This window comes from Pseudomonas sp. MPFS, from assembly GCF_022537035.1.
GTDB lineage: Bacteria > Pseudomonadota > Gammaproteobacteria > Pseudomonadales > Pseudomonadaceae > Aquipseudomonas > Aquipseudomonas sessilinigenes.
In genome coordinates this window covers 5,739,010-5,764,905 of sequence record NZ_CP066123.1, presented here as the reverse complement: position 1 = coordinate 5,764,905, position 25,896 = coordinate 5,739,010, and the positions used below count along the sequence as shown (strand labels likewise).

At 63.0% G+C, this 25,896-nt stretch carries 23 protein-coding genes, 1 tRNA gene and 1 pseudogene; 13 read left to right on the top strand and 12 right to left on the bottom strand.

The window, feature by feature from the left end:
• Positions 1-114: 114 nt before the first annotated feature.
• Together I9018_RS26345 and I9018_RS26340 are read left to right on the top strand one after the other, a co-directional pair.
• Positions 115-2,160 (top strand): c-type cytochrome, encoded by a 2,046-nt coding sequence (locus I9018_RS26345; RefSeq protein WP_241107908.1) that lies wholly within the window; start codon positions 115-117, stop codon positions 2,158-2,160.
• 160 nt (positions 2,161-2,320) lie between these two features.
• On the top strand, positions 2,321-2,902 hold the full coding sequence (locus I9018_RS26340) for a hypothetical protein (protein WP_068588876.1): 582 nt from the start codon (positions 2,321-2,323) through the stop codon (positions 2,900-2,902).
• A gap of 8 nt (positions 2,903-2,910) precedes the next feature.
• On the opposite strand, the gene I9018_RS26335 is transcribed toward I9018_RS26340, so the two are convergent.
• The 5 genes and pseudogenes from I9018_RS26335 to gcvA all read right to left on the bottom strand — a co-directional run bounded on the left by I9018_RS26335 (position 2,911) and on the right by gcvA (position 7,013).
• A complete protein-coding gene (locus tag I9018_RS26335; protein WP_241107907.1) occupies positions 2,911-3,276 on the bottom strand; it encodes a hypothetical protein in 366 nt (121 codons plus the stop codon).
• A gap of 12 nt (positions 3,277-3,288) precedes the next feature.
• Positions 3,289-3,756: a hypothetical protein gene (locus tag I9018_RS26330; RefSeq protein ID WP_068588873.1), complete on the bottom strand. Its 468-nt coding sequence runs from the start codon at positions 3,754-3,756 to the stop codon at positions 3,289-3,291.
• A gap of 37 nt (positions 3,757-3,793) precedes the next feature.
• Positions 3,794-5,719 (bottom strand): alkaline phosphatase D family protein, encoded by a 1,926-nt coding sequence (locus tag I9018_RS26325; protein ID WP_241107906.1) that lies wholly within the window; start codon positions 5,717-5,719, stop codon positions 3,794-3,796.
• A 186-nt stretch (positions 5,720-5,905) separates the two neighbouring features.
• Positions 5,906-6,007, bottom strand: a pseudogene (locus tag I9018_RS26320) (LysE family translocator); the annotation flags it as partial.
• Positions 6,008-6,053: 46 nt separating this feature from the next.
• Entirely contained in the window at positions 6,054-7,013 is a 960-nt protein-coding gene (gcvA, locus tag I9018_RS26315; RefSeq protein ID WP_241107905.1) for a transcriptional regulator GcvA, read from the bottom strand.
• Positions 7,014-7,114: 101 nt separating this feature from the next.
• Here gcvA and I9018_RS26310 point away from each other — a divergent pair, with 101 nt between their 5' ends.
• Positions 7,115-8,248, top strand: coding sequence for an MFS transporter (locus I9018_RS26310; protein WP_124347485.1), 1,134 nt, complete (start codon positions 7,115-7,117; stop codon positions 8,246-8,248).
• Positions 8,249-8,297: 49 nt separating this feature from the next.
• Here the strand turns inward: I9018_RS26310 and I9018_RS26305 are convergent, their stop codons facing one another.
• Entirely contained in the window at positions 8,298-8,621 is a 324-nt protein-coding gene (locus tag I9018_RS26305) for a hypothetical protein (protein WP_241107904.1), read from the bottom strand.
• 167 nt (positions 8,622-8,788) lie between these two features.
• Here I9018_RS26305 and I9018_RS26300 point away from each other — a divergent pair, with 167 nt between their 5' ends.
• On the top strand, positions 8,789-9,499 hold the full coding sequence (locus I9018_RS26300; protein ID WP_241107903.1) for a response regulator: 711 nt from the start codon (positions 8,789-8,791) through the stop codon (positions 9,497-9,499).
• Positions 9,496-10,830, top strand: a complete 1,335-nt coding sequence (locus tag I9018_RS26295; RefSeq protein WP_068588858.1) for an ATP-binding protein — start codon at positions 9,496-9,498, stop codon at positions 10,828-10,830. The genes I9018_RS26300 and I9018_RS26295 overlap by 4 nt, the downstream gene beginning before the upstream one ends.
• A 132-nt stretch (positions 10,831-10,962) precedes the next feature.
• On the opposite strand, the gene I9018_RS26290 is transcribed toward I9018_RS26295, so the two are convergent.
• The 3 genes from I9018_RS26290 to aceE all read right to left on the bottom strand — a co-directional run bounded on the left by I9018_RS26290 (position 10,963) and on the right by aceE (position 15,982).
• Positions 10,963-11,700 (bottom strand): hypothetical protein, encoded by a 738-nt coding sequence (locus I9018_RS26290; RefSeq protein WP_124347487.1) that lies wholly within the window; start codon positions 11,698-11,700, stop codon positions 10,963-10,965.
• Positions 11,701-12,074: 374 nt separating this feature from the next.
• On the bottom strand, positions 12,075-12,968 hold the full coding sequence (gene ppk2 / locus I9018_RS26285; protein WP_164487362.1) for a polyphosphate kinase 2: 894 nt from the start codon (positions 12,966-12,968) through the stop codon (positions 12,075-12,077).
• 344 nt (positions 12,969-13,312) lie between these two features.
• Complete coding sequence (gene aceE, locus I9018_RS26280) at positions 13,313-15,982, bottom strand: pyruvate dehydrogenase (acetyl-transferring), homodimeric type (protein ID WP_068588847.1); 2,670 nt, start codon at positions 15,980-15,982, stop codon at positions 13,313-13,315.
• Between the two features lie 176 nt (positions 15,983-16,158).
• Between aceE and I9018_RS26275 the strand changes: the two genes are divergently transcribed.
• On the top strand, positions 16,159-16,611 hold the full coding sequence (locus tag I9018_RS26275; protein WP_068588845.1) for a MarR family transcriptional regulator: 453 nt from the start codon (positions 16,159-16,161) through the stop codon (positions 16,609-16,611).
• Positions 16,612-16,613: 2 nt separating this feature from the next.
• Here the strand turns inward: I9018_RS26275 and I9018_RS26270 are convergent, their stop codons facing one another.
• Positions 16,614-17,732: a pyruvate dehydrogenase gene (locus I9018_RS26270; RefSeq protein ID WP_241107902.1), complete on the bottom strand. Its 1,119-nt coding sequence runs from the start codon at positions 17,730-17,732 to the stop codon at positions 16,614-16,616.
• Between the two features lie 116 nt (positions 17,733-17,848).
• Here I9018_RS26270 and I9018_RS26265 point away from each other — a divergent pair, with 116 nt between their 5' ends.
• Positions 17,849-18,487: a glutathione binding-like protein gene (locus tag I9018_RS26265; RefSeq protein WP_241107901.1), complete on the top strand. Its 639-nt coding sequence runs from the start codon at positions 17,849-17,851 to the stop codon at positions 18,485-18,487.
• A 100-nt stretch (positions 18,488-18,587) separates the two neighbouring features.
• Here I9018_RS26265 and I9018_RS26260 read toward each other — a convergent pair.
• Positions 18,588-18,672, bottom strand: a tRNA-Leu gene (locus I9018_RS26260).
• A gap of 108 nt (positions 18,673-18,780) precedes the next feature.
• Here I9018_RS26260 and queA point away from each other — a divergent pair.
• The 6 genes from queA (at position 18,781) to I9018_RS26230 (ending at position 24,892) form a co-directional block, all read left to right on the top strand.
• Complete coding sequence (queA, locus tag I9018_RS26255; RefSeq protein WP_068584691.1) at positions 18,781-19,845, top strand: tRNA preQ1(34) S-adenosylmethionine ribosyltransferase-isomerase QueA; 1,065 nt, start codon at positions 18,781-18,783, stop codon at positions 19,843-19,845.
• A gap of 14 nt (positions 19,846-19,859) precedes the next feature.
• Positions 19,860-20,975 carry a tRNA guanosine(34) transglycosylase Tgt gene (gene tgt, locus I9018_RS26250; RefSeq protein ID WP_022640715.1) on the top strand — a complete coding sequence of 372 codons (1,116 nt, stop codon included), beginning with the start codon at positions 19,860-19,862 and terminating at the stop codon, positions 20,973-20,975.
• 46 nt (positions 20,976-21,021) lie between these two features.
• Entirely contained in the window at positions 21,022-21,360 is a 339-nt protein-coding gene (gene yajC, locus I9018_RS26245; protein ID WP_011063224.1) for a preprotein translocase subunit YajC, read from the top strand.
• A gap of 62 nt (positions 21,361-21,422) precedes the next feature.
• The gene (secD, locus tag I9018_RS26240) at positions 21,423-23,291 is read left to right on the top strand and encodes a protein translocase subunit SecD (protein ID WP_068584694.1); all 1,869 of its coding nucleotides are present in this window, start codon (positions 21,423-21,425) and stop codon (positions 23,289-23,291) included.
• A gap of 9 nt (positions 23,292-23,300) precedes the next feature.
• A complete protein-coding gene (gene secF / locus I9018_RS26235) occupies positions 23,301-24,215 on the top strand; it encodes a protein translocase subunit SecF (protein WP_068584697.1) in 915 nt (304 codons plus the stop codon).
• Positions 24,216-24,337: 122 nt separating this feature from the next.
• Complete coding sequence (locus I9018_RS26230) at positions 24,338-24,892, top strand: glycine zipper 2TM domain-containing protein (RefSeq protein WP_068584700.1); 555 nt, start codon at positions 24,338-24,340, stop codon at positions 24,890-24,892.
• A 117-nt stretch (positions 24,893-25,009) separates the two neighbouring features.
• On the opposite strand, the gene suhB is transcribed toward I9018_RS26230, so the two are convergent.
• A complete protein-coding gene (suhB, locus tag I9018_RS26225; protein ID WP_068584709.1) occupies positions 25,010-25,828 on the bottom strand; it encodes an inositol-phosphate phosphatase in 819 nt (272 codons plus the stop codon).
• Positions 25,829-25,896: the final 68 nt, after the last annotated feature.

Sequence of the window (25,896 nt, the reverse complement as noted above, 5' to 3'; positions counted from 1 at the left end):
CCACAAGGTACCGGGCCCCGGGCCTACCTCCCAAGGGCCCGAGATAACCAATAAAAACCTTTGCGGATATCGGCCGAGGGGATCACCCCAGGCGGGTTTTAAAGGAATAACCTGATGGCTTTTTCTCTGTCACGCTTGTGCCTCCTGGGCGCTGCGTTGCTCTGCGTACATTCTGCCCACGGTAGCGAGCCTGCTCCGGCAGCTACCCCCACCCCCGATGCCGAAACGATCCAGCGTGGCCAGTATGTGGCCCAGCTCGGCGACTGTATCGCTTGCCATACCGCCCGTGGCGGCGCCGTCATGGCCGGCGGCCTGGAGCTGAAGACGCCCATGGGCACCATCTACTCCAGCAACATCACCCCGGACAAGGCAACTGGCATCGGCGCCTACAGCTTCGAACAGTTCGACCGCGCCATGCGCGAAGGCGTGACCCCTGACGGCAGCCATTTGTACCCGGCCATGCCGTACCCGTCCTACGCGAAGATGACCGAAGAGGACATGCGAGCGCTCTTTGCCTACCTGATGAATGGCGTGGAGCCGGTGGCCCAGGGCAACCTGGAGGCCGACATGGGCTTCCCCTTCAACCAGCGCTGGGGCCTGTGGTTCTGGAACTTCGCCTTCGTCGACAAACAGCCCTTCAAGCCCGATCCCCAGCGTGACGAACAGCTCAACCGTGGCGCTTACCTGGTCCAGGGCCTGGGCCATTGCGGTTCCTGCCACACCCCACGGGGCATCGCCTTCCAGGAGAAGGCCATGAGCGACACCGAATCCGGTGGCCAGCATTACCTGGCCGGGGAAACGGTAGAAGAGTGGCGTGCCCTGAGCCTGCGCAACCTGTGGACCGTGGAAGACACCGTGCAACTGCTCAAGACCGGGCAGAACCGCTTCGCCACGGTCTCGGGCAACATGGCCGATGTGATCCACCACAGTACCCAGCACTTCACCGATGCCGACCTGACCGCCATTGCGGCCTATCTCAAGTCGCTGCCGGCGGGCAAGGATGACCTGCCGATGCCGTCCGAGGTCCAGGCCCCGGCAGCACCGCCGAGCAACCTGTTCACCTCTCGTGGTGGCCTGGGTTATGCGCAGTTCTGCTCCGACTGCCACCGCCAGGATGGCGCCGGCGTACCGCAGATGTTCCCGTCCCTGGCGGGCAACCCGAGCGTGGCATCGAGCAACCCGACGTCCTTGCTGCACATCACCCTGACCGGCTGGAAGACCGCCCAGACCGCGGCCCATCCACGGGTCTACACCATGCCGGGCTTTGCCCAACTGGCCGATGAGGAAATCGCCGAGATCCTGACTTTCGTCCGCAGCAGCTGGGGCAACCAGGGTTCTGCCATCGACGCCAACCAGGTCAAGAAAATGCGTGCCCAACTGAGCCCGCAAGTGGAGAGCACGCCGTTTGAAACCCCACGCCTGGCCAACCTGCTGGCGGCGCCGAACGCCGAGCAACTGGTGCGCGGCATGCGCCTGCACCTGGAGACCAAGGCCCTGCTGCCGGACAACGTCGGCAACTCGCTGAACTGCACCAGCTGCCACCTCAACGCTGGCACCGTGGCCGATGGTTCGCCTTTTGTCGGTGTCTCGGCATTCTTCCCCGGCTACGCGCCACGGGCGGGCAAGACCATCACCCTGGAAGAGCGCATCAACGGTTGCTTCCGCCGCTCCATGCACGGCAAGCCGCTGCCGGTGGCTGGCCCGGACATGCAAGCCATGGTGGCCTACTTCGAGTGGATGAAGATGAACACCCGTCCCGAGGACAAGGTGGCCGGGCGTGGCGTGGGCAAGATCGATCCCGCCCTCAAGCCCAACGCCGAGAATGGCAAGCAGGTGTACGCCAAGCAGTGCGCGGTATGCCATGGCGTTGATGGCGAAGGCCTGAAGCGTGCCGACGGCAGCCTGATCTTCCCGCCGCTGTGGGGCGACGAGTCGTTCAACATCGGCGCCGGCATGGCCCGTACCTACACCGCCGCGGCCTTCGTCAAGCGCAACATGCCGATCGGCTTCCACGAGAAGTTCCCCCTGGGCCAGGGTGGCCTCTCGGACCAGGAAGCCCTGGATGTGGCCGAGTACTTCTCCCATCAACCGCGTCCGGACTTCCCGGACAAGGTCAAGGATTGGCCGAACGGTGGCCGGCCGGCGGACGCTCGCTACTGACCCTAGCCATGGCGGCTACTTCGGTAGCCGCCATGACTGGTTTGAGCAGCCCGTAGCCGCGGTTTTCGAGCGGCGAAAAACCTGTGGCAGGCCGATCACGCCGAGTTAAGATCGCCATCCTTTTGCGGCCACCGATGGTCGCTCCCCCCAAGGATGAATCATGCGGTTTCCCTCTGTGGTGTTGCTCGGCCTGACCCTGGGCCTGGGCGGTTGCACCTTCGTCTCGACCCTCAAGGCCACTACCGTCAGTTATCGCGTTCCGGCGGATGCCGGTGACACTGCATTGATCCGCATCGTGTCTCAGGGCTCGGTCCGTGGCGTGCCATACAGCGATTGCATCGACTGGCGCAAACCGGGCTCGGGCGTGATGGTCAAGCCGCATCGCGGCATTGCCAATCCCAAGTTCCGCAGCCTGGGCATTCCCATGAGCGCCGAGACCGACCGTATGCGGCGCCAGGAAGGGTTTGGCGCCAATGAACTCAAGCTCCCGGCCAATCGTCCCTTCGCCCTGATGTTCTACAACAGCGAACCCGGGCAGCTGGAGAATTTCCGCGCCGTCTGTGAGCAGAGCGTGAGCTTCGTGCCTGAGGCTGGCGCGACCTACCAGCTGGTGTTCCTGCAGGACCAGCAATGCACCGCGCTGCTGCGCAAGATCGATGAGCAGGGGCGGATGCAGGCCGAGCCTGTAGGGCTGCACTCCAGCGACTACTGCAGCCCCGATGCTCGGATAAGAGATCGCTGATAGGGGTTTCAGCCTGGGTAGTGCTGGCAGATTTCATTCCAGATATAGCCACCGCTGTAGCGGATCCAGCGGATATACAGATGATCGACAAAGGCTTGCCAGCGGCTGTTGCGGCGTCGCTGCAGGCTTTCTTCGATATCCGCCAGGAGCGAGGTGCGCTCGAAGCCCATCCAGATTTCCGGGATCACCGCCATCAGGTTGACGTAGCACACTGGCGCCACCTCGCAGTAGAGGATGCGCTCGATCTCGGCCCGCTCGTAGGCCTGGGTCTGCCGGGCGATGTAGGCATAGTCCACCTGGTTGTCGACGAAGGCATCCGACAGCACATAGCGGATCTCGTCCAACTGTTCCTGGGTGATGGGGTTGCTAGGCATGGTCGAATGGACTCAGGAGCGCTGGTAGGGCAAGCCGAAGGGGACCCCGTTCAGGGTGTGGGTACAGCAGGGGCAGTCGGGGCTCATGTGCGCTGCGCGCAGTTGCGGATCGACCATTTGCAGCAACCCCTGGGCGTCGACGTACAAGCCGCTGAAGAAACTGAAGTGGCCGATGCGCACGTAGTCCTCGCGTTCGTGTTCATGCCGGGCCACCAGCCAGAACACCGGGTCTTCGCGGTCCAGGCGGCTCTTGGCCTCACTGAACACCGCATCCCAGGGGTCGCCCACTCGGCTGAGCAAGAAGCGGAACAGCGGCGTGTAGTCCAGCCCCAGGCGCAGCCCGGAATGCATGCTGCCGCGCTGCTGCTCCTTGGCGGCCAGGGCCTTGCTGTGGCGCTGCTGGGCATAGGCCGGATGGATCTTGTGGTGCACGCCGTGGGTCCGCGTGTTGACCTTGCGATACAGCGGTTGTTTTTCCATCGGGCGGGTCCTTCCTGGTTGCCGGCGAATGGCGATTCTATCTTGGTGCGATCATCCGTGTCGGCTCGCGGCCGTTGGCATTGTGCTGGTAGATGGCCGTGGGCTGGCCCTGGTCGTCGAAGAACACCTGGCCCAGCCCGGAAGAGTTCCACAACCGTTCACCGGCCTTGGCATGCTCGGGCACATGGGGGATGACCTTCATGCGCCGGCGCCTGGTGAACCAGTTCAACGGCGAGCGTGGCGAGTAGAGCCAGCGGTTGAGGCGGTCGAACCAGTCCAGCAGGGTTGCGGGGAATTCATTCTTGATGCCGCTGCTGGTGACCTGCCAGATCCGCGGGCCGCCCTGGCGATGGCGGATCAGCACTTCGTAGACGAAGGAGTAGTGCACGTCGCCGGAGAGGATCACGTAGCTGCCCGGGGTGCGTGAGTGGCGGAAGATATTGAGGATCACTTGGGCCGAACCGCGATGGGCCATCCAGTTTTCCGCGTCCACCAGCAGCGGGTAGCCACACCAGCTGAAGACCTTCTGCACGGTTTCGATCAGCTTGACGCCGAAGATCGGCGCCGGCGAAACGATGATCGCCGAAGGGTGGTCCAGCAGTTCGTGTTGCAGTTCGCTCAAGGCTTCCCAGTCCAGTAGGCCGGAAGGCTGGCCCAGGCTGAACTCGCTGCGCCAGCGCCGGGTACGGGTGTCCAGCACCACCAGGGCCGGGGTGCTGGGCAGTACGTACTGCCACTGGGCAAAGCGCAGCAGTTGCTCGAGCAACGGGTCGTGCAGTCGCCGGTCCAGTTGCCGATTACCTTGCGCGCTGGCGCTCAGGGCCTGGGTCTGCTCCAGCAATGCCGGGAAGGCGTCGGGGTTATTGCCCCAGCCCTGGCACAGCATGTAGGCCAGCAGGGCATTGCCGATGATGCGTTTGGAGAAGGGATGGCCGTAGGCGGTTTCTTCCCATTGGGCGCTGAGGTTCCAGTCGTCGGTGATGTCGTGGTCGTCGAAGATCATCAGGCACGACAGGTGGGCGAAGACTCGCGCCGCGCCGTCCAGGCCGGCGACGAAGGTCTCGATATGCCGCTGCTCCCTGGCATAGCGCGCCTGGTGCTGCGGGCTCAGTTGCGGCATCTGGGGCGCGATCAGGCTCCAGGGCACCGGCGACCAGGCCAGCAAGTACATGGCCAGCACCTCGGCGAAGGTCACCAGGTGATTGTCGGCGCTGCTGCTGGTGAAGATCGGCTTCTTCACTCCGCCGAAGAACCGCTCGCGCAGGGTCTCGTTGCTCTTGAGCGCGGGGAGCAACTCGGCTCGCTGGTAGTAGCTGGCGTGGTGGCAGTAGAGCGCCTGGCTGTCTTCCACCACGGCGCCTTCGAGCTGTTCGTCGAACAGGCCCAGGCGTTCGATCAGGGCATGGATGGCCCGCAGCATGGGGCCGGCCACATCGTCGGCGTAGATCTGGTCGCCGGTCATCAGCAGCAATGCGGGGCGGTCTTGGGTCGCCGGTTTTTGCGCCAACAGGCGGTCGGCGCATAGCAGGCCGTCGGGGGCCGGGTGATGGGGTTTGCGGCAGGAGCCGTGGAGCAGGTTGTCGATGCGGCTGTGGAGCACGAACTCGGCCCGCTGCGCATTACCATAGAGCAAGTGGGGCGCCCAATCGGCCATGCCCTGGAGGCCGTGCTGTACATCGCTGATCAGCAGGTCATAGGCGATCGGCAGATCCTCGGGCAGGGTCGCGTCCAGGCTCACGTCGATCAGGTGGATATAGGCTTCTTGGCCCACGGCGATGACCTGGCACTGGTATTCATCCAGGGCCAGTTCCTGCATGGCCGCACCTTCGGCCTGCAGTTGCAGGGTCAGGGACAAAGGCTGCGAGCCCACCAGCCACAACACCAGCCGGCCCGGTTCCAGGCGGCGCAACAGCGGGCCGGCGAGTACGGGAGGCAGGGTGTCGAGGGTGTGGGGCAAGGGCATGCGCGCGGGTGCTCGGGGCCAGAAAAGGGGCGCCATGGTAGCGTAGCCAATGTCACAGAAACGTTGCCTGGCGCCGCCGTCCCCAGGCATTTGTATCCAGTTATTTAATGGCCGTGGCCATCATCACCCCGCAGCCCAAGAAGGTGATCCCCGACAGCCTGGCGGCGATCCGTGCCTAGTGCCGGCCCAGTCATGACCCAGGGAGTTGGACAGGGCCAGCACGACCCCGGGCCCGAAGCTGAGGATGGACAGGGTCGCCAGCAGCAGGAACATTCCGTAACTCGCCATGGGGCACTCCGGGCTTGGACGATGAAATAGCGCCGCTGAGCCGGGATCAGGCACATGGGTGATTGGCCTGGCCGCTTCCGTGGTCGTCCTGGCGCGCCGGCAGCTGTGACAGGTTGAGCGCGGCGTCCTGCTGGATCTGGGCCTGCATCCAGTTGATGAACACCTGGGCCTCGGGTGCGGCGTCGCAGGCCAAGGCGTAGTAATAGTGGGTCAGGGGCTGGCGTAATTGTGGCAGCGGGCAGACCAGCCGGCCGCTGGCCAGGTCCTTGGCCAGCAGCGAGGCGGGGCACAGGCTCAAGCCGAGGCCGTCGACGCAGGCCTGGAGCACGAAGTGCATATGGTCAAAATGCAGGGTTGGCGGGTTGCGCAGCGGCTTGAGCCGGCAGTGCTCGAGCCATTTCGACCAATCGCTGAGCCGGGTGCGGCTGACCAGCAGGGTATGGCGTGCCAGGTCCTTGGGGCTGTGCAAGGGGGTGTCGTGCAAGAGCGCGGGGGCGGCCACCACCAGGATTTCGTCGTCCAGCAGGCGTTGCGGTTGCAGCGCTGCCGCCCACCCCGAGCGCCCACGGCGGATTACCAGGTCGAAGGTTTCCCGGGCCGGGTCGGGGGGCAGGGTGCTGGTCACCACTTCCGGATGGATCTGCGGGTACTGCGCCATGAACTGCGGCAGGCGCGGAATCAGCCAACGCACGGCGAAGGACGGTCGCACATTGATGGTCACCTTGCGCAGCGCCGCACCCTGGCGCAGGGCGGTGGCGGCCTGGGCGATCTGGGTCAGGGCCACGCTGACCTGCTCATAGAAAGCCTGTCCGGCCGGGGTGAGGACCGACTGGCGGATGCGACGCTCGAACAGCAGCACGCCCAGGTGTTCCTCCAGCAATTTGATATGCCGGCTGATGGCGCTGTGGCTCACGTGCAACTCATCCGCCGCGCGGCTGAAGCTTTCGTGGCGGGCGGCCGCGGCAAAGGCGCGGACCGCGTTCAGAGGGGGCAGGTCGCTGATCATGTGTCTAATTTAGTTACCTATACGGCGCAAATAAAGCGTTTGTCAGCGCGGGCCACGGGCGGCACGCTGCATCGGGTTCACGATCTGCCGGTTTGCCTGACATGCCCGATACTTCGCTTCGCCGTACCGATCAAGACTCTGCCCGTTGCGCCAGCATCCTCGGCCTGTGCTTACCTGGTGATGTCCTGCTGTACCTGTTGCTGCCCATGCAGCACGAAGCCTTCGGCGTGACCCTGGCCGAGGCCGGCTTGCTGCTGGCCGCCAACCGCCTGGTGCGGATCTTCGGCTACGGCCAGGTGATGCGCTTCTATGCCCGGCACGGCGACCGCCCGGTGTGCGTGCTGGCCGCTGCGACCGCCGCGTTGTGCGCCCTGGGCTACGCCACGCTATCGGGCTTCTGGTGGTTGTTGCTGCTGCGCCTGGGTTGGGGCCTGAGTTACGCCGCCCTCAACCTCTCGACCCAGGTCATGGCCACTGCCGAGCCCACGGGCGCCGCCCGCCGCACCGGCCGCTCCCGCGCGCTGATCGCCACCGGGCCGATGCTGGCCTTGCCCATCGGTGCACTGGTCAGCGTCGAATACGGCCCGCGGGTGATCTTCGGGCTCATGGCCCTGACCTCGCTGCTCGCCATGCTGCTGGCCTTCGGCCTGCCTGGCAGGCCTCATCCACTGGCCCATTCCGGCCGGCGCTTGCAGCGTCCCGACAGCGTGGCGCTGTGGTCCTTCATCGAAGGCCTGGTGCTGGACGGGCTGTTCATCATTGGCCTGTCGTTGCAGGCCGAACAACTAATGGCCGGCAACGCGTTGCTGGTGGCGGGTGCGCTGTTGGCCCTGCGCTACGTCTCGGAAATGCTCCTCAGCCCCCTGGGCGGCATCGCCGCGCAACGCTTTGGCGCGACGCGGATGCTGATCGTCTTTTCGCTGCTGACCTGCGTGGCCCTGGTGGGGTTCGGTTGCCACTGGCTGATCGTCGGCGGCGCCCTGGTATTGATACTGCGGGCCCTGCAACTGCCGCTAGTCGTGACAGTGGTGGCCCAGCGGCACCCGGGCGCGGGACGAGTGCGAGCCCTGGCGGCCAATGCGGTATGGCGGGATATCGGCGCCGGGCTCGGCCCGCTGATCGCCGGCATGTTACTGCCGGTGGCCTCCACGGCGTGGGTGTATTCGCTGGCGGCAGTGTGCCTGGCACTGAGTGCGTTGGCGTGCCGGAAGCCCGATGCAAACAGCGGAATCTAAACTCCAAGCTCCAAGCTCCAAGCTTTAATCTTGAAGCTTGCCGCTGTCTTTACGCCTGTCGGTCGTCGCCGCGTTCGACGCTTTGGGGCTGGCCCTGTTCGATGACCCAGCGCAGCAGGTCGGTGACCGAGACCCGATGCTTGCGCTCCACCCATTCCATGCCTTGGGGGCTGTAGTGCTCGCTGTAGCGGGTCAGCACCAGGTGGTTCTGATCGTCCGACAGGCGCAGGCTGACCTCGCGGCAATGCAGGCTGGCGTCGTCGAGCTTGGTCACCCGTTGCAGCAGCGTCAGGGCCGGTTGGGTGAGGCAGGGTTCGGGCAGTTCTTCGCGAATGGCTGGGGCGGGCGCCGAGGTGTTCTTGATCAGGTGCATGGTCGGCTGTTCTCCAGTAGTGGGAGGCCGATGCTGACAGCCGAACCTTGCGCAAAGATGTCTGCTTTATTGCAGCGTTGCAGGTTTGTTACCGGGTTGAAATATATGACGTGACGCGGCGAATGGTTTTAGATAACGCTCCTTTCCAGTTGAAGTGATCCCCGCCGGTGAGCCGTCTCTTGATCGTGGACGACGACGTCGAAGTCCTCGCCCTGCTGAAGAAATTCTTTGTCCAACAGGGCTACCAAGTCAGCGTGGCCACCGATGGCGTTGGGTTGTGGGCGGCCCTGGAACGGGAGGTGCCGGACCTGATCATCCTCGACCTGATGCTCCCCGGCGATAACGGCCTGACCCTGTGCCAGCGCCTGCGGCTGCAGCATGCCACGCCGGTGATCATGCTCACCGCCATGGGCGAGTTGAGCGACCGGGTGGTGGGCCTGGAGATGGGCGCCGACGATTACCTGGGCAAACCCTTCGATGCTCGCGAGCTGCTGGCGCGGGTGCGCGCGGTGTTGCGCCGCTCCGGCGAGAGCCGGCCGCTGGCCAGCGAAGTTCCACGGCCGTTGATCCGCTTCGCCGATTGGCAACTGGACCTGACCCGGCGCGAACTGCGTTCGCCGGACCAGGTGATGATCCCGCTGTCGGCGGGGGAGTTCGACTTGCTTCTGGTGTTCGTCGAGCACCCGCAGCGCATCCTCCCCCGCGAGCAATTGCTCGACCTGGCCCGGGGCCAGGCCCATGACGCCTTCGACCGCAGCATCGATGTCCAGGTCAGCCGCTTGCGGCGCAAGCTGGAGTTCGATACCAAGCGCCCGGCGATGATCCGCACGGTACGCAATGGCGGCTACCTGTTCACCCCCAGCGTGACCCGCCAGTGAAGGCCCTCAAGTCGCTGTGGCGCTATCGGTTGCGCGATACGGTGGCGCGCTGGATCGCCCTGACCATCATCATGGCCATGCTCACGGCCCTGGCCTTCAATACGCTGTTCGTGCAGTTGGCCGGGGTCTGGGCCTATCCGTCCCTGGAAGAGTCGGGAATTTTGGAGAACTCGGCGTCCATCGTGCTGATGATCGAGGCCTCGGAGCCGGGCCAGCGTGCACGGCTGGCGGCAGCGGTCAGCCATGAGTATTCCAGCGTGGTCTGGCAGCCGACTCGCGAGGCTTTCAATCTGCCGGTCGTCGAGGACTCTGAGTACGTGGGAGAGGGCATCCGCCAGGCGCTGGAACCGCCTACGCGGCGCATGGAGGCCTACATGCCCAGCGACTGGCCGGGGCCCAATGGCCGCTACGCGCTATTGGTGCAGTTGACCGACCAATCCTGGCTGATGTTTTCCTCGGCATCCCGCAGCTGGGGGCTGGATGTGAGTACCCGCAACCTGATCGTCATCGCCCTGGTGCTGGTGTCCACCGGCCTGGTGGCGTTGATCGCCACCCGCCGCCTGGCCAGGCCGTTGCAGCAGTTTGCCCTGGGTGCACGACGCTTTGCCCTGGACTTTCACGCGCCACCCATCGAGCCGGTGGGCCCCCACGAGATCCGCCAGGCGATCCTGGCGTTCAACGCCATGCAGGCGCAGTTGCAGCACTTCATCAAGGACCGTACGCAGATGCTCGCGGCCATTTCCCATGACCTGCGCACGCCCTTGACTCGCATGCGTCTGCGCGGCGAGTTCATCGAGGATGCCGACCAGCAGCAACGGCTGTTCCGCGATGTGGACGAGATGCAGGCCATGATCAACTCGGCCCTGGAGTTCTTTCGCGACGATGCACGCCTGGAACAGGCGACCCAGTTCGACCTGGCGGAACTGCTGCAAACCCTGGTGGACGATTATCGCGACCAGGGCCTGGAAATCACCTTCAGCGGCCCGCCGCGCCTGGTGTATGGCGGCAGGCCCCTGGGGCTCAAGCGGGTGATGACCAACCTGCTGGACAACGCCCTCAAGTACGGCGTCGAACCGGCCATCGTGCTCGAGCAGGGTGTTGAGCAGGTGCGGGTGCGGGTGCTGGATCGTGGCCCGGGCATTGCACCCGAGGCGTTGGAGCAGGTGTTCGAGCCGTTCTTCCGCCTGGAGACGTCACGCAACAAGAGCACCGGCGGCGTTGGCCTGGGCCTGTCGGCGGCCCGGGCCATCGTGCGTGAGCATGGCGGCAGCTTGCGCCTGTTCAACCGCGAGGGCGGCGGGCTCGAGGCCCGGGTGGAACTGCCGCTCTAACCCTTGTACCTGGGTGCTTCTTGTCGCCGCTGCCGAGCCTGCGTACGGGCGCGTAGCGGCCGTCCTGGTTGAAGGCCCTGCGGACCTTGTCGCAGCCTCGCGTCGCTCGATAGCGGCTACAGGTGTCGCGGGTCAGGACCAGTCGAAGCAGAACAGCACCAGGCCTTCAACCGGCTCGTAGAACATCACGATCAGGTCGGCGCCGCGGATGCCGTAGTTGTAGGCCGGTACCCCCAGGACGTGCTGGAAGCGGCGGCCTGCCGGGCTCAGGGGCCAGACGTCGATGTCGCCGCTGTCATCCTCGGCCTCGACCACGTCCATGGGGAATTCCACGGTTTCCACCCAGTTGCCATAACCCTCGGCCACGCCACCGACTTCCTCGATGAAGTTGAGCTTTTGCCCGTTGTCCCGGGGCCAGGTCAGGTGGCCGAGTTCCTGGTAGCGCTGGCGTGCGGCCTGGTAGGCGGCGCGTTGTTCGGTGTAGTGCTGTTCCAGGTCGGCGCGGGCGTTGTGCTCGGGGTCGGCCAGGTGGGCGTTGTCCGGGTGCAGGAAGAAATAGCGCGGATCACCGCACAGGCGATAGCGACCGTCCTCGATCTTGAAACCGATCCAGTTGGTTTTCAGCAAGTCGCTGCCAAAGCCCTGGCCCTCGGTGAACATGCCGACCAGGCCGCCGCTGGGTTCGATGGGGTTGAGCAGGTGCAGGCGAGCGGACCACTCTGGGTTGATCAGGCTGGCATCGAAGGACAGCAGCGGCAGCAGGTGTTCGGCCAGCTCTTGCTGGTCGGCGACGAACAGGTCACGGGCTTCGGGGTAGGCCACGGCGCCAGCCGGCAGCTGGTTGAATTCCGGGGTTGGGATAGTGGGCATGGAGCATCCTTGGTATCGGGCGATTAACGTGCGCAAGCCACTGCGCGATTCAGGAAGAACACATGGCAAGCGCTCGAGCAGCAGGGCTGACGCTTGCCGGGTGAGCGGGTGCGACGCAGGTTCCGGGCGCTGGTGGCCGGAAGCAGTCGGGTGGTCGCGAGTAGCCTGCCGCACACAAGGTTTGCGGGGCGGGCGAAACAGCGGGCGCCAGGGGGGCGCGGGTATCGGAGGGCGTTGCTGGGCATCCATGTCCAAGTCCGGTCTGTGCAATATGCGGTCATTGCCGGGCCGGCAATTTAACACCTGACGAGGGCCTGGACCAGGCGCGCGGCGACACAGGCCCTAAGGCCCGAGTGCCGCGGGCGAGGGTGGTCTTAGAACGACAGTGCGGGGCCTGTGGTGTCGATGTCCGCTACCAACTGGCCGGGGCGCTCATCTTCTTCCAGCCCTCGCGAGGCACGACCCACCAGCAGCGGATCGGGAGCATGGGCGACCTTGGGGTCCTTGCCCGGGTAGTCCAGCTCGTGCAGGAAGTGGCGGATGCAGTTGATCCGGGCGCGTTTCTTGTCGTCGGACTTGATCACCGTCCATGGTGCGTCGGCGGTGTCGGTGTGGAAGAACATCGCCTGCTTGGCGCCGGTGTATTCGTCCCATTTGTCCAGGGACTTGATATCGATGGGCGAGAGTTTCCAGTGCTTGAGCGGGTCGTCACGGCGCGAGATGAAGCGCCGCAGTTGCTCTTCGCGATTGACCGAGAACCAGAACTTGAACAGCAGGATGCCGCTGTTGCACAGCATGCGCTCCAGTTCTGGAGTCTGGCGCATGAACTCCAGGTATTGCAGGGGCGAGCAGAATTCCATGACTCGCTCGACGCCGGCGCGGTTGTACCAGGAGCGGTCGAAGAAGACCATTTCCCCCGCCGTCGGCAGGTGCTGGATATAGCGCTGGAAGTACCACTGGCCCTTTTCCTGCTCGGAGGGTTTTTCCAGGGCAACGATCCGCGCGCCGCGGGGGTTCAGGTGTTCCATGAAGCGCTTGATGGTGCCGCCCTTGCCCGCGGCATCGCGGCCTTCGAACAGCACCACGATGCGTTGCCCGGTTTCCTTGACCCAGCTTTGCACCTTGAGCAATTCGATCTGCAACTCGTGCTTGGCCTTCTCGTATTCGGCGCGGCGCATGCGGTTGCGATAGGGATAGTTGCCCGGGAGCTTGGCCGAGACGCTGTCTTCGTTGGAGCCGCGAGGTGCGCTGGCGATCTGCAGGGCCATGGGGTTCTGCTCGAGATCGACCTTGATGGCCTTCACTGCCGCAGCCTTGGCGGGCGTGCTGCGCGGGCGGCGGGTGCGGGGTGCGGCGCTCTTGCGGGCTGGAGTCTTGGCGGGGCTGGTTGCGCTGGTCTTGGGCAGCACTTCGGGGAGGGGAAGCGCGTGGGAATCTTCACTCATGGACGGGGCCTGCGGATCTTGTTCAAAGGGGTACCGACCAGTGTAGGGAGCGCAAAGCGCTGCTCGTTGACCTCCATCAAGGTTGTGTTCGGGAGATGGCGCTAGGCGTTGGAAGGGGATACAGCGAGGGAGTGCCTTGCCCGGGGAGGGCAAGGCAGTGTGCCGCGTCAGACCTTGGCGGGGTTCTTTTTCTCCGGATCGATGCCGTACAGGGCGATGGCCTCGGCGACCTTCTCCCGTGGCAGGCTGCCTTCGTCGGCCAAAGCCTTGAGGGCGGCCACGGCGATGAAGTGACGGTCGACCTCGAAGAACCGGCGCAGGGACTCACGGGTATCCGACTGACCGAAACCGTCGGTGCCCAGGGCGACGAAACGGCGCTGGGGAACGAAGGGACGGATCTGGTCGGCGAAGATCTTCATGTAGTCGGTAGCGACCACCACCGGGCCTTCCTTGTCTTGCAGGCAGCTTTCCACGTAGCTCACGCGAGGCTCCTGCTGGGGATGCAGCAGGCTCCAGCGCTCGGCTTCCTGGCCGTCGCGACGCAGCTCGGTCAGGCTGGTGACGCTCCAGACCTCGCTGCTGACGCCGAAGTCGGCCTCCAGCAGTTTGGCGGCGGCGTTGACTTCTTGCAGGATCGAGCCGCAACCCATCAGCTGCACGTGCTTGCCCTTGTGCTGCTTGGTCGGGGCCGAGAAGCGGTACATGCCCTTGAGGATGCCTTGCTCGACGCCTTCGGGCATGTCCGGGTGGGCGTAGTTCTCGTTGAGCAGGGTGATGTAGTAGTAGATGTCCTCGTTCTCGACATACATGCGGCGCATGCCGTCCTGGATGATCACCGCCAGCTCGTAGGCATAGGTCGGGTCGTAGGAGACGCAGCACGGGATGGTGGACGACACCACATGGCTGTGGCCGTCATCGTGCTGCAAGCCTTCGCCCATCAGGGTGGTGCGCCCGGAGGTGGCGCCGAGCAGGAAGCCGCGGGCCCGGGCATCGCCGGCGGCCCAGGCCAGGTCGCCGACTCGCTGGAAGCCGAACATCGAGTAGAAGATGTAGAACGGGACGGTCATCACCCCGTGGTTGCTGTAGGAGGTACTGGCGGCGATCCACGACGAGATGGCCCCGGATTCGTTGAGCCCCTCCTGCATGATCTGGCCGTCCTTGCTCTCCTTGTAGTAGCTGAGCTGGCCGGCGTCTTGCGGGGTGTACAACTGGCCCACGTGGGAGTGGATGCCGATCTGGCGGAACAGGCTTTCCATGCCGAAGGTACGAGACTCGTCGGGCACGATCGGCACGATGAGCTTGCCGATGTTCGGGTCCTTGAGCAGCGTGCCGAGGATGCGCACGAAGGCCATAGTGGTGGAGATCGCCCGTTCGCCGGTGCCCTTGAGTTGCGTCTCCAGGGCCGACAGCGGCGGGATCTGCAGGGACTGGACAGCGCTGAAGCGCGCCGGGATATGGCCACCGAGCTTACCGCGCGCGGCCTTCAGGTAGTTGGCCTCGACGCTGTCCGGCGCCGGCTTGAGGTATGGCATGTCGCCCAGCTGCTCATCGCTGAGCTCCAGGCCGAAACGGTCGCGGAAGGCCTTGACCGCCTGGTCCCCCATCTTCTTGAGCTGGTGGTTGATGTTCTGGCCTTCGCCGGCCTCACCCATGCCGAAGCCCTTGACGGTCTTGGCCAGGATCACGGTCGGGCCGCCGGTGTGGCGCATGGCCGCGGCGTAGGCGTTGTAGACCTTTTCCGGATCGTGGCCGCCACGGGAGAGTTTCCAGATCTGCTCGTCGGTCATGTCGCTGACCAGTTCCAGCAGTTCGGGGTACTTGCCGAAGAAATGCTCGCGCACGTAGGCGCCGTTTTGCGACTTGTAGTTCTGGTAGTCGCCGTCCACGCATTCCATCATGCGTCGGCGCAGCAGGCCGCTCTTGTCCTTGTCCAGCAGGGCATCCCAGCCGCTGCCCCAGATCACCTTGATCACGTTCCAGCCTGCGGCGCGATACAGGCTTTCGAATTCCTGGACCACCTTGCTGTTGCCGCGTACCGGGCCGTCGAGGCGCTGCAGGTTGCAGTTGACCACGAAGATGATGTTGTCGAGTTTCTCCCGGCCGGCCAGGGAGATCGCCGCCAGGGATTCGGGCTGGTCCATCTCGCCATCGCCGAGGAAGGCCCAGACCTTGCGGCCCTGGTGTTCCTTGAGGCCACGGTTCTCCAGGTAGCGCATGAAGCGCGCCTGGTAGGCGGCGGTGATCGGGCCCAGGCCCATGGACACGGTGGGGAACTGCCAGAAGTCGGGCATCAGCCGGGGGTGGGGGTAGGACGAGATGCCATCGCGGTCGGTTTCGCGACGGAAGTTGTCCAGTTGCTCTTCGCTCAGGCGGCCCTCGAGGAAGGCGCGACCATAGATGCCTGGGGAGGAGTGGCCCTGGATGTAGACCATGTCGCCGGCGAACTGCTCGGTGCGACCACGGAAGAAGTGGTCGAAGCCTACGTCGTAGAGCACTGCCGCCGAGGCGTAGGAGGCGATGTGCCCGCCGACGTTGGAATGCTTGCCGGCACGCAGCACCATGGCCAGGGCGTTCCAGCGGATGTAGGCGTTGATCCGCTTCTCGACGGCGAGGTCGCCAGGGTAGGGCTGCTGGCGGCTGACCGCGATGGTGTTGACGTAGGGCGTGGTCACGCGTCCGTAGAAGTCGCCATGTTGGGCAACGTCGAAATCCAGCAGTTGGTCGATCAGGTAATGCGCCCGGGGGCGGCCTTCGACATGCAGAACCGATTCAATGGATTCGAGCCATTCACGAGTCTCTTGTGGGTCCTCGTCGAGAAACACGGATTGTTGTGCCATCGTCGTCTCCTGGGCAGTGGGGCGGGGAGCACCGGGTTGTCCAGTGCCATCGCGAAGGGCGTCGGCGAGGCCGACCCTGTTCGGAATTTAATTCATTGCAATTGCAATTAGATTCAGGAATTTATCCTTCTCGGCGTTACAATTGCAACTAAATCGATTTTTGAAAAAGGTGATGCATGTCTTCCAGCGATCCGGATACCTGGTTCAGATTCGTCCGGGCCCACCGTTGCCTGATCCGTGAAGTCGAGCGGCGCCTGGCGGCTGCCGGGCTTCCGTCCTATGCCTGGTACGACGCACTTTGGGGGCTGGAAAGCGGTTCCGGCGGTACTCGGCGAATGAACGAACTGGCCGATGTCATGGCCATCGAGCGCTACAACCTGACGCGCCTGGTGGATCGCCTGGAGGCCGAGGGCCTGGTCGAGCGCAGTCGTGCCAGCGAAGACGGTCGTGGGGCCTGTGCCTCGATCACCGAGGCAGGCAGGGAATTACGCAAGAAAATGTGGCGTATCTACGAAGCGGCGGTCGACGAGCTGTTCCTGGCGCAGTTCGATGATCAGCAGCAGCGCATTTTCAGCGACGCCCTGGAACGTGCGGCCAGCGCCGCGCGGACGAGTGGGCGGCAGGCCTAGGCTCATTGCCGCAGGTAGCGTTGCATGGCTTGCTTGACGTACTTGGCTGGCACCTTTCCCTCCTGGGCCAGGGCGCGCAGGGCCAGGGCAGCGATCCAGTATTTATCCAGGCAATGGTTGGCGTTTGGCCCTGGCGACAGGGAGTCGATGGAGTCGGCACCCAGTGCCACGAAGCGGGTGTTCACATGGGCGCCGATCTGTTCGGCCACATGCTGGAAGTAGCCGGTTACAGCGATCACGGGAGAGTCATCGCCTGCCAGGCAATCGCGTAGATGAGAGGAGCGCCTGGGATGCTGTGGGTGCATGCGGTTCCAGCGTTGCGCGCTGTCAGCGTCCCGGGCCAGGCGGGTATAGCTGGGGCAACTCCACAGCTGGCAGCTTACGCCCCAGTCCTCATGCAATAGCCGTGCGCCAGCCACCACGGTACGCAGGCTCAAGCCCGCGCCCAGCAGGCGAACCCGTGGCCCTTGGGGCGCGCCTTGCAGTTCGCCCAGCTGATACATGCCTTGCATGGCATGGTTGGCACGGTGCTCGTCCATGGGTTCGACGAAGTCATTGGGCTCATCGTGCAGCGCCATGTAGTAGAAGCCATCGCGACCCTCTACATAAAGACTCTTCAGGGCCGCGAGGGCAATCGCCTGGGCCTCGGCGCCATTGGCCGGGTCGAAGGGCAGGCAATGCGGGTTGCTCGACAACCAGAGAGGTACCCAGGGATGGGCGCCCTTGGGCCAGGGTGAGGGCAGGGTCTCGATGTCGTTGCAGAGGATGCCGCGCTGGCAGGATTCGCTCGACAGGGCGCAGAGTTGGGCCGAGGTCGAGGAACTGGTCAGGTACAGCAGAGGTTTCTCGCTGGCCAGGGTCCGGGGGCTCAAGCGCAAGGGCCAGGCGCTGATACGAGTGTGAGCCTGGGCGGTATCGGGACGCTGGTTGGAGCGCACGACCCAGATGTTCTTCGCCGTGCCCGGGTCCCGTTCCAGGCGATTGGCGATATCGATCATGGTGTAGAGGGGGGAAGACATCCCTGCGTTCACCTGGTCGCTGAGCGCCTGGATCTTGTCGATGCAGGCCTGGGCTGCCAGGCCGGTATCCTGCGAAGTCCTGAAACTGGAAAAACCCATCATCACTTCAAAGCTCTCCGTGCGTACCTTCGGTGTTGCACCATACTGCACGTCTCAATATCATTGCAAATGCAATCATGTGCGATGCAGTGGCATCCGAAGCAGTCAATGGAGGACTCATGAACACGGCAAACTCCCTCACTTTCTATACAGCCGATACGCCCAACGGGCAGAAGATCAGCATCTTCCTGAAGGAGGCGGGCATCGACTGTGAGCGAGTGAAATTCAACTTGGCCGAAGGGCGCCAGCATTTGCCGGAGTTCTTGCAGATCAACCCCAACGGCAAGATCCCGGCCATCGTCGATCACGAGGCGGGGGTATCGGTATTCGAATCGGCGGCGATCCTTGGTTATCTATCGCAAAAGTACGGCTGCCTGCAGGCCCGTTCTCCGAAAGAGCAACTGACGATCCAGCAGTGGCTGTTTTTCCAGGTCGGGTCCATCGGACCTATGCTTGGCCAACTCTGGTGGTTCCTCCATGGCAGCAAGACTTACAACCAGGAGGCCATCGCGCGCTATCGCAAGGAGTCATTGCGGATCTATGGCGTGGTCGATGGGCAGTTGGCCAGGAGTGTCTACCTGGCGTCGGACCATTACTCCATTGCTGACATCGCCGCCTTTCCCTGGTTGCGAACCCATGAGGAGTTGAACCTGGATATCAGCGACTTCCGTCATGTCCTGCGCTGGTTGGAGAGCATCGAAGCGCGGCCCGCGGTAAAGGCCGGCCTGGCAGATTCCCGAGAGGCCTCGGTAGCTTGAGGAGTCGCTGAAATCGCTAGGGACTGTGCCCCTCGATGGCCTGGGGCACTTTTCTGCAGGCGAAAAAAAAGACCTTGATATTCAAGGTCTTTTTCGATTTTGGTGCCCCGAGGGAGACTCGAACTCCCACTTCTTGCGAAAACGGATTTTGAATCCGCCGCGTCTACCAATTCCGCCATCAGGGCTCAATGGCGGCGAAGTATAGAGAGACGATTACCGTTGGTCAATCGGCTTTCGTGGTCAATTTTTGCTTATTCCGCTAAACTTTCCGGCCCTGCTAGACGAACCCCATCATGCGCGTTGCTGACTTTACTTTCGAGCTTCCCGATTCGCTGATCGCCCGCCACCCATTGGCTGAGCGTCGCGGTAGCCGCCTGTTGACCCTGGATGGGCCAACTGGCGCCCTGGCCCACCGTCAATTCACTGATTTGCTTGAGCATTTGCGCCCGGGCGATCTGATGGTGTTCAACAATACCCGGGTGATTCCGGCTCGCCTGTTCGGCCAGAAGGCCTCGGGCGGCAAACTGGAGATCCTGGTCGAGCGGGTGCTGGACAGCCACCGCGTGCTGGCCCATGTGCGCTCCAGCAAGTCGCCCAAGCCGGGGTCGAAGATCCTGATCGAGGGCGGTGGCGAGGCCCAGATGCTGGCCCGCCACGATGCGTTGTTCGAGTTGGGGTTCGCCGAGGAAGTGCTGCCACTGCTGGATCGGGTCGGGCATATGCCCTTGCCTCCTTATATAGATCGTCCGGACGAGGGCGCCGATCGCGAGCGCTACCAGACGGTTTATGCCCAGCGCCTGGGGGCGGTGGCCGCGCCGACGGCAGGGCTGCATTTCGACCAGCCGTTGCTCGAGGCGATTGCCGCCAAGGGCGTGGAGACGGCGTTCGTGACCCTGCACGTGGGGGCCGGAACCTTCCAGCCAGTACGGGTGGAGCGTATTGAGGATCACCATATGCATCACGAATGGCTGGAAGTCGGCCAGGACGTGGTGGATGCGGTGGCCGCGTGCCGGGCCCGTGGTGGTCGCGTAGTGGCGGTGGGCACCACCAGTGTGCGCTCCCTGGAGAGCGCCGCCCGCGATGGCGTGCTCAAGCCCTTCAGTGGCGACACCGATATCTTCATCTACCCGGGCCGCCCGTTCCATGTGGTCGATGCCCTGGTGACCAATTTCCATCTGCCGGAATCCACGTTGTTGATGCTGGTTTCGGCATTCGCCGGTTATCCCGAGACCATGGCCGCCTATCGTGCGGCGGTCGAGCATGGATACCGCTTCTTCAGCTACGGTGATGCGATGTTCATCACCCGTAATCCTGCGCCAACCGCTCCCAAGGACCTGGCCCCCGAGGAAACTGTATGAGTCGCACCTGTCGTATGTCCTTCGAGCTCCTGGCCACTGATGGCAAGGCTCGTCGCGGTCGCCTGACCTTCCCCCGCGGTACGGTGGAAACCCCGGCGTTCATGCCGGTGGGTACCTATGGCACGGTCAAGGGCATGCTGCCGCGGGATATCGAGGCCATCGGCGCCGAGATTATCCTGGGCAATACCTTCCACCTGTGGCTGCGTCCGGGCACCGAAGTGATCAAGGCCCACGGTGACCTGCATGATTTCATGCAGTGGAAGGGGCCGATTCTCACGGACTCCGGTGGCTTCCAGGTGTTCAGCCTGGGCGCCATGCGCAAGATCAAGGAGGAGGGCGTGACCTTCGCCTCGCCGGTGGATGGCGCCAAGGTGTTCATGGGGCCGGAAGAGTCGATGCAGGTGCAGCGCGACCTGGGCTCGGACATCGTGATGATCTTCGACGAATGCACGCCGTACCCGGCCGATGAAGATGTGGCGCGGATCTCCATGGAGTTGTCCCTGCGTTGGGCCCAGCGTTCCAAGAACGCCCATGGCGATAACACGGCTGCCTTGTTCGGCATCGTCCAGGGCGGCATGCACCAGGATCTGCGCATGCGCTCCCTGGAAGGCCTGGACAAGATCGGCTTCGACGGCCTGGCCATCGGCGGCTTGTCAGTAGGCGAGCCCAAGCATGAAATGATCAAGGTCCTGGACTACCTGCCAGGCCAGATGCCTGCCGACAAACCTCGTTACCTTATGGGAGTTGGCAAGCCGGAGGATCTGGTTGAGGGTGTGCGCCGCGGTGTGGACATGTTCGATTGCGTGATGCCAACCCGTAATGCCCGCAATGGGCATCTGTTCATCGATACAGGCGTGCTGAAGATCCGTAACGCGTTCCATCGCCATGATGATTCGCCGCTGGATCCAACTTGTGATTGCTATACCTGCCAGAACTTCTCCCGTGCTTATCTGCACCACTTGGACAAGTGCGGGGAAATGCTCGGAAGTATGCTCAATACCATCCATAATTTGCGCCATTACCAGCGTCTTATGGCTGGTTTGCGCGAGGCTATTCAACAAGGTACATTGGCCGCCTTTGTCGATTCCTTCTATGCCAAGCGCGGTTTACCCGTGCCGCCTTTGGATTGAGTTCCAAAAGCGTCAGATACTAATTTTGCAACTATCGGAGTGCTAAATGAGCTTTTTGATCCCTGCCGCTTATGCGGATGCCGCTGCTCCTGCTGCTGCCGGTCCTGCGGGCACTGGTTTCGAGTGGATTTTCCTGGTGGGCTTCCTGGTCATCTTCTATCTGATGATCTGGCGTCCACAGGCCAAGCGCGCCAAGGAGCAGAAGAACCTGCTGGGCAGCCTGCAGAAAGGCGACGAAGTTGTGACCACTGGCGGTATCGCCGGCAAGATCAACAAAGTGACCGACGACTTCGTGGTTCTGGAAGTATCGGACTCGGTTGAACTGAAGTTCCAGAAAGGCGCAATCGCTGCCACTCTGCCAAAAGGCACGCTGAAAGCGATCTAAGTTTCATCTTTTACCAATCGACGGGGCGCGCAAGGCGCCCCGCGTCATAAACGGGCGGCGTGATGCTGAACAAATATCCTCTGTGGAAGTACCTACTGATCCTGGCGGTGCTGGCGATCGGTTTTATTTATTCCGCTCCCAATCTATACCCTGATGATCCGGCCATTCAGGTCAGCGGTGCGAGCACTGCGTTGCAGGTCACTCAGGCGGACCTGGATCGTGCGAGCAAGGCGCTCACCGACGCCGGCATCAACGTCAAGGCTTCCTCCATTGCCGCCAATGGCAAGGGTGGCCTGCTGCGCTTGATCAACAAGGAAGACCAACTTCCGGCCAAGGATGTAGTGCGCAAGGCGCTGGGCGATGACTATGTGGTGGCGTTGAACCTGGCGCAAACCACTCCGCAATGGCTGCGTAACCTTGGTGCGCATCCGATGAAACTGGGCCTGGACCTGTCCGGTGGCGTGCACTTCCTGCTGGAAGTGGACATGGATAAAGCCCTCGATGCGCGCCTGAAAGTCTATGAAGGCGACGTCAAGAGCCTGCTGCGCAAAGAGCGTCTGCGCTATCGCAGCCTGCCGCAGCTCAATGGTGCGATCCAACTGGGCTTCAGCGACGAAGACAGCCGTGAACAGGCTCGTGCGCTGATCCGCAAGAATTTCAATGATTTTGACATCGTGCCGGCCGACCTCAATGGCCAACCGGTGCTGCGTCTGGCGATGACCCCGGCCAAGCTGGCGGAAATCCGTGAATACTCCATCAAGCAGAACTTGACCACGGTACGTAACCGGGTCAACGAGCTGGGCGTGGCCGAGCCTCTGGTCCAGCGCCAGGGTGCCAACCGGATCGTGGTTGAGCTGCCGGGCGTGCAGGACACGGCCGAAGCCAAGCGGATCCTGGGCAAGACCGCCAACCTGGAATTCCGCCTGGCCGCCGAGCCGGGGGCTTCCAAGGCCACTTCCGAGTCCTTCGAGTTCCGCGAGGGCAATCGTCCTCCTGCGCTGATCGAGCGTGGCCTGATCATCACCGGTGACCAGGTGACCGATGCCCAGGCCAGCTATGACGAGCACGGCCGTCCACAGGTGAACATCAAGCTCGATGGTCACGGTGGCGAGCTGATGAACCGTTCGACTCGCAATAACGTCGGTCGCGGCATGGCGGTGATCTTCATCGAGCAGAAGCCGGTCACCACCTACACCAAGCAAGTGGTGGACGGTGTCGAGAAAGACGTGCCGGTGCAGGGTTTCAAGGAAGAGAAGAAAATCATCAGCCTGGCAACCATCCAGTCGCCACTGGGCAGCCAGTTCCGCATCACCGGCTTGAACGGCCAGGGTGAGTCCTCGGAGTTGGCGCTGTTGCTGCGCGCCGGTGGTCTGGCGGCACCGATGTACTTCGCTGAAGAGCGCACAATCGGTCCTAGCCTGGGTGCCGACAACATCACCAAGGGTATCGATGCGTCGTTGTGGGGCATGCTGTTCGTGTCGCTGTTCATCATCGCCATCTACCGCTTCTTCGGCCTGATTGCCACCGTGGCGCTGGCGTTGAACATGGTGCTGCTGCTGGCCCTGATGTCCCTGCTGGGGGCAACGCTGACCCTGCCGGGTATCGCCGGTATCGTGTTGACCATGGGTATGGCGGTGGACGCCAACGTGCTGATCTTCTCGCGGATCCGTGAGGAGATCGCAGCCGGCATGACCGTACAGCGGGCGATCAACGAAGGCTTTGGCCGGGCATTCACGGCGATCCTGGACTCCAACCTGACCACATTGCTGGTGGGTGGCATCCTCTTCGCCATGGGTACCGGTCCGGTCAAGGGCTTTGCGGTGACCATGTCCCTCGGGATCTTTACCTCGATGTTCACGGCCATCTGGCTGACCCGCGCGATGGTCAACCTGATCTTCGGCGGTCGTGACTTCAAGAAGTTGTGGATTTAAGGGGCTGCCATGTTACGTACTATCAACTTCATGGGCGTGCGCAACGTTGCGTTCGGCCTCACTGTGCTCCTGACCGTTCTGGCGTTGTTCAGCTGGTTCCACAAGGGTTTGAACTACGGCCTGGACTTCACTGGCGGTACGCTCATCGAGCTGACCTATGAGCGTCCGGCGGATGTGATGAAGGTTCGTTCGCAGCTGAACGAAGCCGGTTATCACGAAGCCATCGTGCAGAGCTTTGGTGCGACCACCGACCTGCTGGTGCGGATGCCGGGTGAAGACCCGCAACTGGGCCACCAGGTGGCAGCCGCACTGCAGAAAGTCGGCGGCGACAACCCGGCGCAGGTCAAGCGAGTCGAGTTCGTTGGCCCGCAGGTGGGTGAAGAGCTGCGTGACCAGGGTGGCCTCGGCATGCTCATGGCACTGGGCGGCATCCTCATCTACCTGGCCTTCCGCTTTCAGTGGAAGTTCGCGGTCGGTGCGATCGTGTCGCTGATCCACGACGTGGTGGTGACCGTGGGTATCCTGTCGTTCTTCCAGATCACCTTCGACCTGACGGTGCTGGCCGCGGTACTGGCGATCATCGGCTACTCGCTCAACGACACCATCGTGGTGTTCGACCGGGTGCGTGAGAACTTCCGCGTACTGCGCAAGGCCAGCCTGATCGAGAACATCAATATCTCGACCACCCAGACCCTGCTGCGGACCATGGCGACCTCGATCTCCACCTTGCTGGCGATCATTGCGTTGCTGTTCTTCGGTGGCGATAACCTGCACGGTTTCTCCATCGCCCTGTTCGTCGGTGTCCTGGCGGGTACCTACTCGTCGATCTACATCGCCAACGTGGTGCTGATCTGGCTGAAGCTGAGCAGCGAAGACTTGATTCCTCCGGCCAACACCGAGAAGGAAGTGGACGATCGTCCATGATCGACTGAGCCTGTTCCGGCGGTCAGCAAAAAAGGCGCGAGTGTTGAACTCGCGCCTTTTTTTTTGCTCCAAGGCTGGGAGAAGCGCGGGTTATGACCCGTATGTATGGTCAGGAGGTTCACGTGAACAAGTCGTTGCTGGTTGGTGCGGTATTGGGTGCTGTCGGTGTCACCGCCGGGGGTGCTGTGGCTACCTACAGCCTGGTTAAAAGCGGCCCTGAGTATGCGCAAGTGCTGGCTGTGCAGCCGGTCAAGCAACAGATCAAGACTCCTCGTGAAGTGTGCAAGGATGTCGCGGTGACTCGTCAGCGCCCGGTCAAGGATGAGCATCAGATCCTCGGGACCGTGGCCGGTGCTGTGGGTGGCGGGTTGTTGGGCAGCATGATCGGCAATGGCAATGGTCGCAAGCTGGCTACGGTGGCCGGTGCCGTGGGTGGCGGTTATGCAGGTAACAAGGTGCAGGAGGGCATGCAGGAGCGTGATACCTACACCACGACGCAGACTCGTTGCAATACGGTCAATGACATCAGCGAGAAGGTCGTGGGTTATGACGTGAAGTACGACCTGGGTGGCAAGCAGGGTCAGGTCCGGATGGATCGTGATCCGGGCAATCAGATCCCGGTGGACAAGGATGGGCGCCTGATCCTGGGGCAAAACCAGAATCAGCCCGGCCAATAGTCTGCTCGTCGGCGACGGCGGCCAAAGTTCCCTTTTCGCTGGCAGTTCGACTCCTGTAGGAGCGGATTTTCAGGCGTAAAAAAAGCACCCGATGGGTGCTTTTTTTTGTATTGCTGTTTAGCGCTTCATCGAGGCCGGCAGGTGCGGCTGGATGGCGGTCAGTACCGCCTTGAAGCACTTGGTGTTGCCTGCGACCACGTGACCTTTTTCCAGGAAGTCGTGACCACCGGTGAAGTCGCTCACCAGGCCGCCGGCTTCCTGGATCAGCAGGGCGCCTGCTGCCATGTCCCACTCGGACAGGCCCGACTCCCAGAAGGCATCGAAACGACCGGCAGCAACATAGGCCAGGTCCAGGCTGGCGGCGCCGGCGCGGCGGATGCCGGCGGTCTGGCCGACCAGGGAGCGGAACATGCCCAGGTAGTTGTCCAGATTGTCCATTTGATCATCGCGGAACGGGAAGCCGGTACCCAGCAGGGCGCCGTCGAGGCTGGTGCGGCCGCTGACTCGCAGGCGACGGCCGTTCAGCTGTGCGCCACGACCGCGGCTGGCGGTGAATTCTTCCTGGCGAACCGGGTCCAGGACCACGGCGTGCTCCAGGCGACCACGGTATTTGCAGGCGATGCTCACGGCGAAGTGGGGGATGCCACGCAGGAAGTTGGTGGTGCCGTCCAGTGGGTCGATGATCCACAGGTATTCTTCGCCTTCGATCCCGGTGCCGGCATGCAGGCCGGTCTCTTCGCCCATGATCGAGTGATTTGGGTAGGCCTTGCGCAGCGCATCGATGATCTTCTGCTCGGCGGCGCGATCCACCTCGGACACGTAGTCCTTGGCGTCTTTTTCATCGACCTTGATGGTATCCAGGCGCTCGATGGAGCGGAAAATCAGTTCACTGGCGCTGCGGGCGGCGCGCAGCGCGATATTCAGCATTGGCTGCATGGATAGGTCACCTAAGGTTGTTAAAGAAAGCCGAGCATTGTAGCAGAAAACTTTTGCAGATGAAGTTC